Source organism: Frankia sp. CcMO1, from assembly GCF_977945845.1.
The window spans coordinates 2,960-13,940 of sequence record NZ_CDWTMG010000123.1 but is presented as its reverse complement, the minus strand read 5'-3'; the positions used below and the strand labels follow the sequence as shown (position 1 = coordinate 13,940).

General features: G+C 72.5%; 8 protein-coding genes. 5 read left to right on the top strand and 3 right to left on the bottom strand.

Annotated features, from left to right (window positions below):
• The 3 genes from AC08OU_RS15120 to AC08OU_RS15110 all read left to right on the top strand — a co-directional run.
• A partial coding sequence (locus tag AC08OU_RS15120) for a hypothetical protein (RefSeq protein WP_476605162.1) occupies positions 1-4,066 on the top strand: 4,066 nt, incomplete at its 5' end.
• Positions 4,066-4,917 carry a hypothetical protein gene (locus tag AC08OU_RS15115; RefSeq protein WP_476601810.1) on the top strand — a complete coding sequence of 284 codons (852 nt, stop codon included), beginning with the start codon at positions 4,066-4,068 and terminating at the stop codon, positions 4,915-4,917. The genes AC08OU_RS15120 and AC08OU_RS15115, both read left to right, overlap by 1 nt.
• 119 nt (positions 4,918-5,036) lie before the next feature.
• The gene (locus AC08OU_RS15110) at positions 5,037-5,639 is read left to right on the top strand and encodes an aminoacyl--tRNA ligase-related protein (protein ID WP_476601811.1); all 603 of its coding nucleotides are present in this window, start codon (positions 5,037-5,039) and stop codon (positions 5,637-5,639) included.
• A gap of 635 nt (positions 5,640-6,274) precedes the next feature.
• On the opposite strand, the gene AC08OU_RS15105 is transcribed toward AC08OU_RS15110, so the two are convergent.
• Both AC08OU_RS15105 and AC08OU_RS15100 read right to left on the bottom strand, forming a co-directional pair.
• Entirely contained in the window at positions 6,275-7,612 is a 1,338-nt protein-coding gene (locus tag AC08OU_RS15105; RefSeq protein WP_476605161.1) for an ATP-binding protein, read from the bottom strand.
• Between the two features lie 168 nt (positions 7,613-7,780).
• A complete protein-coding gene (locus AC08OU_RS15100) occupies positions 7,781-8,941 on the bottom strand; it encodes an HAD-IC family P-type ATPase (protein ID WP_476605160.1) in 1,161 nt (386 codons plus the stop codon).
• Here AC08OU_RS15100 and AC08OU_RS15095 point away from each other — a divergent pair.
• Complete coding sequence (locus AC08OU_RS15095) at positions 8,904-9,266, top strand: ArsR/SmtB family transcription factor (RefSeq protein ID WP_462185896.1); 363 nt, start codon at positions 8,904-8,906, stop codon at positions 9,264-9,266. The genes AC08OU_RS15100 and AC08OU_RS15095 overlap by 38 nt on opposite strands.
• Before the next feature lie 143 nt (positions 9,267-9,409).
• Entirely contained in the window at positions 9,410-10,111 is a 702-nt protein-coding gene (locus AC08OU_RS15090; RefSeq protein WP_476601794.1) for a Uma2 family endonuclease, read from the top strand.
• Positions 10,112-10,143: 32 nt separating this feature from the next.
• Here AC08OU_RS15090 and AC08OU_RS15085 read toward each other — a convergent pair whose 3' ends face one another.
• Positions 10,144-10,719: an HAD family hydrolase gene (locus tag AC08OU_RS15085; RefSeq protein ID WP_476601797.1), complete on the bottom strand. Its 576-nt coding sequence runs from the start codon at positions 10,717-10,719 to the stop codon at positions 10,144-10,146.
• Positions 10,720-10,981 lie beyond the last annotated feature (262 nt).

Here is a 10,981-nt window from a genome sequence, read left to right as displayed (position 1 = left end):
GCGGGGACACCGGCCGGCGCGGACCGGAGGCGCGCGGTCCACGCCGGGCGCGCCGCCGGCGGAAGCGGGGGAAGCGGGGGAAGCGGCGGACCAGCGTCCGGCGGTCGTGGGCCGCAGCGGCCGGACCTGGCGGGAGATGCCCCGGCGGATCCGCGGCGCCGGGGCCGACTGCCGGGTACGCCTGGTCAGCCTCGCCGGGCTGGGCTTCGGCGCCCTGCGTACGGCCGGCGCGGGCGGCCCGTCGACGCTACGGGTCGGTATGGAGCTGCTCTCGCTCGGCAACCCGCTGACCCCCCTGCTGCTCGACATCGTCGACGGCCCCGACGGGGCGCCCACGGGTTACGAGGCGCCCACGGGTTACATCACGAGCTGGGCGGCTGGCCCGCTCACCGACCCGCTCGAGCGGCAACGCGGCGACGACAGCATGGCCGCGCAGCTCGCGAACGGTGAGTTCGCCGCCCCCGCGGACGTCATGGACATGCTCGCCCCGCTCGGCGCGCTGCTCGACGACGCCGCGACCCAGCTCGGCGTCGTTCCCATCGAGCTCAGCCCGGACCATCTCGTGCACTGCCGGGGATCGCTGCGGCTGGTCGGGTACGGCCGCCACGGGTACGCGCCGGCCCGGGGGGTGATCCCGCCTGCGTCCGAACGTAGCCAGGACATGGTGGAACTGCTCGGCGACGACATCCCGGCACCGGACGCCCCGCTGGAGGAGTGGCGGGCAGCGCAGGTCCGGGCGTTGGCCCGGCTGATCGGGTGGTTGTCCACCGGCCGCCGGCCGACCGCCTACGGTGCGGTGACGGGCGGATCGCGGGCGGCGCGCGAGCAGGCGGTGGACCGGTACCTGCGGGGCTGCGGGATCGACGCCCGGGTTGCCGACCTGCAGCCCGGCCGGCTCCGGGAGGAGCTCACGACGCTGGCCGCCGCGGCGCGGCGCACGAAGATCACCGAGGGTCTCGCCGCCTCCGACGTCATCATCGCCTACCATCACGACGCCGCGGCCCGTGGCGGGTTCGGCGACCGCAACCCCCGCTTCGAGCGGGGCCTGGTCGGCGGCACGTACCTGGGCACGGTCGACCGGGTCGACCCCCGGTTCGTCGTGATGAAGCTCAGGTACGGCGTCCGGGTGTTCGTGCCGCGTTCCGGCACCGGGTTCGACGTCGATCTCACCACCGTCCTGCAGGCCGGTGAGCAGCGCCCGGTGACGGTGCGCCGTTTCGACGAGACGCTCACCCCGCGCGGCGATCCCAAGGGCCTGCGGGGAGTGTTCGCGCCGGCGGGGACGGAGGTCATGACGGCCGAGCGCCGGGTCAACCCGGAGCCGGTGCGCCTCGCGGCGAGCCTGCAGTCCGGGCGGGCGGCGGTCGGCGTGGCCGCCTTCGAGGCCGCGGACCTGTCCAGCCCGCTGGCTGGCCTGCTCGGCGGTTCCGGCTGGCTGCTCTGCCCGCCCGACGACCTCGCCCGGACCCTGGTTGCGCTGCGACGCGTGCGGTCCGCGCACCGGGCACCGGACGGCGCGGTGCCCGATCCGGCCCGGATCATCGCCTTCGATGTCGACCCGGCGGCTCTGATCGAACCGAACGCCCTGGCGAGCGCCGGCCAGCGGGTGGAGTTCGCGCTGCCGCTGCTCGACGAGGACGGCCAGGCCCACGCTCCGCGCGCCTGGAGGGACCTGCCGCTGGTCGATGACGTCTCGTTGCAGGGGCTGCGCAGGCGCATCGGAGCGACGGCGGGGCAGAGCGCGGCCCGGCGGCTGTTCGCCGCGGCCTTCGCGCACCTGCTGGTGAACCCGGACGAGAGTGCCCTCGCGGCCGACACCGGCAGCCCGCAACGCGGTGGGCGTAGCGCAATCATGACGATGCTGCAGGAGATCGGTCGGGCGTTCGCCGGGCGGCCGGACCTGATTGTCACGGTCACCGCGGAGCTCGCCGAGCAGCAGAGCGTCCTGGCGGCCCGGGACAGCGCGAAGATGCTCGACGAGCTCGCGGCGGTCCTGCGGCCGCTGCCGGCCGAGCGCCGGATCGTCATCGACGTGATGCGGCTGGTCATGCGGGAGCGGATCCGGCCGGAGACCCGCCGGATGCTGCTCGCCGAGACGCTGCCCGCGACTGGTGTCCTCACCGGTTGCTGGGGTGACGTCTGGCAGATCACCGCGGTCGGCCTGACCGAGCTGACCGAGGCCCTCGAACGGGTGGCCGCGACCGGGCAGGTGCTGGCCCGGGCACCCCGACTCGACCGCGACGCGGTTGTCTCGCTCGCGGTCGCCGGCGCGGCGCCGGCGGTGGTGCGGTGCGCGCCGCTGCTGCCCGTCGATCTGATCCGGGAACTCACGGAACGTGCCCGGGTGACGCCCGAGGTGCTGCGGGGGGGAACCAGCCCGGTGAGTGGGCGGCCCGGCAGCGGCATCGTCCACCGGATCGAGCTGCTCGCGCGGGCCGGCGCCGAGGCGGTGCCCGGACTCACCGAGGACGAGGTCCGCCGGTTCGTGCTCGATGGCGGCCCGGACGGCGGCCCGGATGGCGGCGCGGACGGTGGCGTGGTGGAGGGCGCGACCGCCTCCGCCGCGACCGCCTCCGCCGAGGACGTGTCGGCCCCGGTCGCGGACCCGCGGGCCGCGTTCGCCGAGACCCCGGTCGTCGCCCCTGAGCCGGACTGGATGCCGGACTGGTGCGCGGCCCTCGCGGCTGCCGGCGGGCTGGCGGCCGACGAGGTGCGGGACCGGGCGATCGAGGAGAACCTCCTGGCCGGACCGGGTCCGGTGCCGCCGTCGCGGTGGGACCCCGACATCGCCGGGTGCCTCGCCGAACGGTGGGAGACGACGAGCCTCGCCGAGCTGATCGAGCTCGGGCGGGTGCTGGCCGCGGGTGACCTGCTCTGGATCCGCTCGGTGGCCGTCACGGTCGGGGTGTCCGTGTCGGAGGTGGTCGACGCGGCACTTGCCCAGCGCCTGCTCGGCCAGGCGCGGCCACCGTCACCATCCGACTGGTCCCAGGCGGACGTCGCCTCCTACCTCACCGAACGGTGGACCGCGGTGCCGTTGGTGGCGTTGCTCGACGTGGCCCGGGACCTGACGCGGTCGAGCGTCGGCTGGCTGCGCGCGGTGGCCGACGCCGCCGCGGTCCCGGTCTCCAGCGCGATCGACCGGGCCGTCGCGGAGGGCATCCTCGGCGAGGCCTCGCCGACGGACGCGGCGCTGCCGCCGCTGATCGCCGGCTACGTCGCCGCACGCTGGGACGAACGGTCGCTGCGGGACATCATGGCGACGGTCCGGGTCCTGGTGAACGGCGACCTGGAGTGGCTGCGTTCCTTCGGCGCCGCGCTCGGCGCGAATCCGGGCGACCTCGTCGACGAGGCCGTCACGGCGGGCCTGCACCAGGCTGACCCGCCGCCCGATCCCGGCTGGTGGGTCGATCCGCGCGTCGTCGCGTTCGCGCGATCCCGGTGGGGCGTCCTGCCGCTCGACACCCTGCTGAAGATCGTCCGATGCCTCGCCGTCGAGGACATCGTCTGGACCACGCAGTTCGCCGAGCTTGTCGCGGCGGACCCGTCGACGGTGATCGAGACCGCCTTCCAGGAGAACCTGCTCGGCAGGCCGGGCATGTCGGCGTGGGCGGTGGCCCTGTTCGACGACGACGTCGTCGGGCTGTACCTGTCCCGGCGCTGGGGCATCCATCCGCTCGCCGAGACCCTGAACAGGGCCAGCCTGATCGGGGCGGCGCGCGACTGGCTGGTCCGGCTCGCCCGGATGTCCGGGCAGGACGTGGCCGACGTGCTCGACACCGCGATCGCGGAGGGCGTCCTGCGCCGCGGGGCGCAGTCCGCGCCCCCTCGCTGGAGGGTGTCTCCGCGCCCTATCTGGCCGCTCACTGGGGCACGATGCCGCTGCCCCGGCTGCTCGTCGAAGCGGCGCGCGCGGCCCGGGGCGAGCCGGACCCCACAGGACCCCTCACCACCGGTCCGGCGGGGCCGGCCACCACGGGTCCATCCGGTCCATCCGGTTCGTCTGGTTCGTCTGGTTCGCCTGGTCGGGTTGCCGGTTCGTCCGCGTCCTTCGCGGCGGAGGTAGTGTCGCTGGTCGCGCTCGACCCGGCTACCGTCGCCGCGACCTGCGGTGCCCGCCTGGTGCGGGTGGCCGCCGCGCTGCACGGGGCGCCGCGCCTGGTGTCGGCGCTGGGCGCGTTGGACCCGCCCGCCCGGGCCTGGTTGCTGGCGGTCGCCGACCTGCTGCCCGCGGGCGCGGACGAGGTGGATCTGGCCGTCGCCGCCACCACGGACGACCCGGTCGCCGTGGTCGGCCTGGCTCTGGAGCACGGCATAGCGGTGACCGAGGCCGCTGCCGCGGCCGCGTGTCTCGGCCGGGTACCCGAGGCCGACCGGCCGGTGCTCGCGCCGCTCGGGGGGCTGCTCGCCCGGATACCCGTGGCCGTGCTGGTGACACTCGCCTCGCTCGACCTGGAACCCGCGGTGCGCCGGGCCCTGGCCGGCGTCGAGCAGGCACATCCGGGCGCCGTGGACGTGGTCGCGCGGCACGGGGCGCCGGCGGCGCCCATTGTCACCGGGCCCCGGTCGCAGGCGATGATCTCGCTGCTGCAGCGGATCGAGCCGACACCGGGACTCGTGCCGTGGATCCTGACCGCGGGTCCCGAGGCGGCGGTCGCGGTCGCCACGGCCGGTCCCGGCGTCATCGACGTCGCCGCCCGGGCCGCCGACGCCTGGCGGCGTGGCGACGTCGCCGGCCCACTCGCCGCGATCAAGGCTGCCTGGGAGGCGACCGGCCCGACGGACCGGGTCTGGCCCGTCCCGGCCGCGGGCGTCAGCCGCCGGGGTGACAACCTCATCCGGCTGGCCATCACCGTCTATCCCCTCGCGGCGCGGGGACGTTCGGTCAGCGAGATCCTGAGCATCCTCGCGCGCTGACCCGCGGCCACCCCGCCCGCTACCCGCCCGCCCATGCCGCTGTCACTCACGCCGCCGTCACTCACGCCGCCGTCACTCACGCCGCCGCCACCGCTGTCGTAATTGTCACCGCGGCGGGGGTGGCCTACGAGGCCGTGGAGGGGGAGGCGGCCTTCTACGGCCCGAAGATCGACGTGCAGATCGTCGACAGCGCCGGCCGTGAAGCCACCCTGTCCACCGTGCAGATCGACTTCCATCAGCCAGAACGGTTCGATCTGCACTACGCGGGCCCGGACGGCGCGATGCGCCGGCCGGTCATGGTCCACCGCAGCGTCATCGGCAGCGTGGAGCGGGCCGTGGCCCACCTCATCGAGTCGCACGGCGGTGCCTTTCCACCATGGCTTGCGCCCGTCCAGCTGGTGGTCCTTCCGATCTCCGACGCCGAGGTACCCCACGCCCTCGCGCTGGTCCGGCAGGCGGCCGACCGGGGACTGCGGGCCGAGGTCGCCGGTCCGGAGCGCGGCACCCTGGGCGCGCGGGTCCGGGCCGCTCGTCTGGTGCCCTACCAGGCGATCATCGGTGCCCGGGAGGCAGCCGACGAGCGGGTCTCCCTGCGGCTGCGGGATGGGCGCCGCCTGGAGGCCCGGCCCGCCGCGGAAGTCCTGGCCGGCATCGATCTCCTGACAAGCGCGCACGGCACCGATCTATGGACCAATCCCCGGGAGGCCGGTGTCCGCCCGTAGCCGGCACCCGGTGGCCCGCCCGCTGCCCGCCGGTTGGCCTCGACGCGCGGGGGAGCGCCCGACCCGCGGGTGTTCTCAATAGACATGCGTCGACATACCAAGCGGCCCCATATTGGCGAGTATCAGTATGGGGCCGCGTTCTTTGTGGCTGGGCTGAAATTTACACGCCGCGCAGCTCCCGGTATTTACTCAGCACGTCTTTCACAGCGTCCGTCACGGGCTGTTCCTCGGTGAGTGGCGTCCAGGTGTAGGCGTCGTGTTCCTGAAGTTCGACCGGCTCAGGGGACGTAATGAAGTAACAAATACGTGATCGAGAGCATCATCGCAGGTCACAGGCCTGTGGAGGGTTCGAAACGCGCAAGTTATTTCATTTCGACTCCTTGACGAAGGCGGGAAGGTCCCCGGCGGGGTACCCGCCACCGCAGGCGACTACGTAGAGATTGCGATTCCCGTCGGTCATGGCGAAACCTCATTGTGATCGTTTTGGAAGATCGCTGCGGTTTTCGTCTCGTCGAGAACTCTCTCGTGCCGCGTCTCGTCCTCGGGTCAGGAAATGCTTTTCTATACCGAAAAATCAAAGTTATCAACACCGGATCCGGATCCGGTGCAGGTCGTCCCTGCCGGGGCGGGGCAGGTCAGATCCGGGTGAAGGCCTCCGCGTCACGACGGAAGCGGTCCAGCTCGGTAAGACTGATCGTCGGCCGGGCCAGCCGGGCGGCATCCAGCAGGTCCTGCGTGCTCAACGGGGTTACCACCGGGCCGTGGCCGCCCCCGCCGCTCTCCGCTCCCGCCCCGGCGCCGACCTTCGCCCCGTCGGCGGCCCGGTGGAAGGCGGCGGCGGCGGATCGCTGCACGACCGCCGAGAGATCGGCCGGCGTGAACAGGTCGGTGGCCGCGACGACGGCGTCCAGATCGATGTCCCCCTTGTTCGCGACCCGGTCCAGCAGCCCTTCGAGCAGCACCCGGCGCCCCTTGGCGTCCGGCGGCCCGACAGGGAGGACGAGATCGAACCGGCCGGGCCGGATGAACGCGGGATCCAGCGCCGAGACCGCGTTGGTCGCGCAGATCAGCAGCCGGCCCTGCACCCCGCGGAACTGCGGGATCGCCTTGAGTAGCTCGTTGACGACGGACTGGTTCTCCGGCCGGGTCTCGCGTGACTGGGCGATCTCGTCGACCTCGTCAATGAACACGACGACCCGCTCGACCCCCATGAGGTCGTTGATCGCTGACCGCAGCTCGGCGGCGAGCCCACTGCCGCCGGAGGCCAGCCGTGAGGGCAGCAGCTCGACGAACGGCCATTCCAGCCGGGCGGCGACCGCCCGGGCGAAGGACGTCTTGCCGGTGCCGGGCGGCCCGAACAGCAGCATCGCCGTCGGGATGACGACTCCGTATGCCTCGGCGAGCTCCCGTTCCCGGACCGGCAGCAGCAGCCGCTTCTCGATGAGCGCGCGCTCCTCCTCCATCCCGGCGAGGTTGGACCACTCGGAGGTGCTCAGCAGCGCGCCGCCCCACCGCTCGACGGTGGAGACGTCCGCCGGGCGCAGGGGAACCTGCTTGTCGTAGAGTACCTGCCCGGTAGCGGTGAAGCCGCGGTTGAGGAACGCCTCCTCACCCGGCTGCCCGGGGGTGATCAGCGTGGTGATCCGCCGGCAGCCGGCGTGCAGGAGCAGGTTCTCCACGCTCTGCAACAGGCTGGAGCCAATGCCGTGGTGACGCCAGGCGGGCGCGATGGCGACCGTGAGCACCCGGCCCTGGCCGCCCTCCTTGCGCCCGACCGCGGCACCGACGAGATGCTCGCCCGCGACGGCGACCACCGCGGGGGACTCGGTGTCCGGGAGTTCGTGCCGCAGCGCCAGCACGGTGTCGGTGAGGTTGATGGGCGGGCCGCCCAGGGTGCTCCGCACTTCCTCCAGCAGGCGTACTGTCGCCGCGTAGTCGACGGTCTCGTAGGGACGGATGTGCCAGATGGGCACGCTGGCTCCTTCAAGTCGGTCACCGACGGATCGTCGACTCGACAATGCCCTTCTGTTCCGCCCCGATCAGCAGGGACTGACGAAGCTTTCTGGCGGGACCTTGGGACCGCCACCCCCGGCCGAAGGCAATCTTCGTGCCTGTAGGTGCTCCCTTGGGCGGGGCGGCCCCTACTCCTGCGCGTTCCGGTGGTGATGATCAGGACGGGCGATCTCAGTCGAGTGTTCTGGCCGCTCGGCGCGGCGCCAGGCGGCGTCGGTGAGTAGACGCAGTCCGTTGAGGCCGACGATGACGGTGGAGCCCTCGTAGCCGGCGACTCCCAGCGGCAGCGGCAGGGTGCCGATCAGGTCCCAGATCGCCAGGCCAGTGATGAACAACGCGGCGATGACGAGGTTCTGCACTACCAGGCGGCGGGCCCGCTGCGCGAGGGCGACGACAGCGGGGATGGTGGCCAGTTCGTCGCGGACCACCACGGCGTCGGCGGTGTCGAGGGCGAGGTCGGAGCCGGCGCGGCCCATGGCGATGCTGGCGTAGGCGGCGGCGAGTGCGGGGGCGTCGTTGACGCCGTCGCCGACCATCAGCACCTTCCGGCCGGCCTGCTGGAGGTTTTGGACAGCGGTGACTTTGTCCTGGGGTAGTAGACCGGCGCGGACGTCGGCGATGCCGACCTCGGCGGCGAGGTGGGCGGCGGCGCGCGGGTTGTCGCCGGTGACCAGGACAGGCGCGGTGCCGGTCGCCGTGGCCAGGGCGGTGACGGTGGCGGCGGCCTTGTCGCGCAGCCGGTCGGCGATGCCCAGCACACCAACCGGGGTGTCGTCCAGGATGACCAGGACCGCGGTACGGCCCTTTTCTTCCAGGCGGGCGGCCACCGCGGCGGCCGGGTGCCGGGAGCGGCTGCCCAGCAGCCGTACGGGGCTGCCGACCGCGACCGGATGGCCGTTGACGGTGGCGGTCACGCCGGTGCCGGCTGTGGAGGTGAAGGTCTCCACCGGCGGGATGTTCAGTTCGCGGGTGCGGGCGGCTGCCACGATGGAGCGGGCCAGCGGGTGCTCGCTGGGGTGCTCGGCCGCCGCCGCCAGCGCCAGCAGGCCGTCCTGGGTAAGGCCGGAGGCGGCCAGCGGCTGGATGTCCGTCACCCGAGGGGTGCCTTCGGTGAGGGTGCCGGTCTTGTCCAGCGCGACGGCGTCGACCTGGCCGAGGCGTTTCATGACCAGCACGGACTTGATCAGGACGGACTTGATCAGGACGGACTTGATCAGGACGGACTTGATCAGGACGCCGTGGCGGCCGGCGGTGGCGACCGCGGACAGCAGCGGGGGCAAGGTCGCCACCACTCTCCAATCGCTGGCGGCCCCGTCGAGACTGTTGATCCTCGCCCGGTTACGCGAGGGCCCGCTCGCCGCGACCGAGCTGGCCGCCGAGGTCGGTCTGGAGCAGTCCGCCTGCTCCCACCAGCTCCGCCTGCTGCGCCATCTCGGCCTCGTGGCTGGCACCCGCAAAGGCCGCTCCGTGGTGTACTCCCTCTACGACAACCACGTCGCCGAGCTCCTTGACCAGGCCCTCTACCATGTCGAACACCTCGGCCTCGGCCTCGCGGACACCCCCGCTACCGACGCCGAGCCGGAGCGGGAGACGGCGACCGCCCCGAGCGCCTGACGCGCCGACCACGCATCCCGCCCGTGCCGGTGGAGGCGAGGTCGCGCCGTCCCCAGGCGCGGACGGCCAAGTCTCGCGGTCAATGGTCCGGGGAAGAGGGATCTGGGCAAGAGGCAAGGCGGTGCCCATCGAGCGCTCTGGAGGTGGCCGCGGGGGCGGACTGGAACGCCGATACGGACTTCGACGTCCGGCTGCAGGGCGTGCCGCTCACCAATCGCCGTCCGGATGTCGTGGTGTATCGCGCGGACACGATCGACGTCACGCCCACCCGTCCCGAGCACGTGCTGCTGGTTGTGGAGATCGTCTCGCCGGGGTCGGAGACCACCGACAGGATCGTGAAGGTGGACCAGTACGCCAGGGCCGGCATCGCTTTCTACTGGCGGGTCGAGCAGGCCGCTACCGGTGTTCCGCTGGTGTATACCTATGTCCAGTGTACACTTATGTCCTCGATCCGGCGAGCGGGGCCTACCGGGATGGAGAGGTGTTCACCGGCGTGGTCAAGATCTCGGCTCCCTTCGCGGCAGAGATCGATTTCGGTCAGCTCTGATACCCATCCTTTGCCGGCGCTCCGGCGCTCCGCGAAGGAGCGCCGAGTGCGACGGGCCGGGGCGCTGGCTCCTGTCCGCCCAGGGCGTCGTGCGGCGATGGGCGCGACGGTCCGGCCAGGCCAGCAGCAGGTAGTCCAAGACGGACGGGGCGAGCCGTCCGGCGTTGAAGTAGATCTCGTCGTGGATAAGCAGGCCTTCGTCGACGACGACCCGGCGGTTCCTACCGGGTTGGCCTTCGTGTCCTCGGCGCTACCTACAGTACAGCCTGCGGGGTTGATCGGCTGGGAGGTGGCATGAGGTTCGCGCCCGTCTGGGCGCGGGCCTTCCTGTCAGGTGAGGAGGTCGAGGAGTTCGGTGAGGGAGTCGATGATGTGGTCGGGTCTGGCTGTGTGCAGGGTGCGGGTGGGGGTGTAGCCGTTGGTGATGGCGACGGTCTGGTAGCCGGCGGCGCGTCCGCTGTGGATGTCGTAGGCGGTGTCGCCGATGTAGAGGGCGCGGGTGGTGGTGCGGCGTTGGCGCAGCTGGTGGGTTTTGTCGGTGACGTCGCCGTCGAGGAAGTGTAGGAGGGGGTTGAGCCCGCCGGTGTGGGCGTCGGCGTGGACGGTGGCGGTGCTGGCGGCGCCTACGACGCCGAGGGTGGCGCCGTAGGCGGTGAGGCGGGTGAATGCTTCGGTGGCGTCGGGGCGTGGTTGGGCGGGGAGGTGGCTGAGGTGGGTGTTCCATTCCTGTTCGGCGGTGGCGGTGGCGGTGGGGGCAGGCCGAGTTCGGTGAAGAAGGTGCGTAGCGGGAGCTGGAAGGCGGCCCGGAACTGGTGGAGGGTGAGTTTCGGGAGGCCGTGGCCGTGTAGGACGGCGTTGGTGGCGTGGTGGGCGCGGTCGGTGTCGGCCATGACGGTGCCGTTCCAGTCGAACACGAGCAGGGTGCCGGTCGGGGTGTGGGTCATGCGGGGGCGCTCACCTTGTGGAGGAGTGGAGGAGTTGGTCGGCGGTGCCGTCGGTGCCGGCGTGGTGAGGACGAAGCCGGCGTGGCTTGTCCCGCTCGGCTGCGATGCGGCCGGCCGGAGGGTGGGTGTGGGGGCGGTCACGTTGGGGTTTGGGTTGTCAGGGTTCGGGTTGTTAGGGTTTGGGTGTCGAGGGCGAGGATGGTGCCGTCTACGGTGACGGCGAT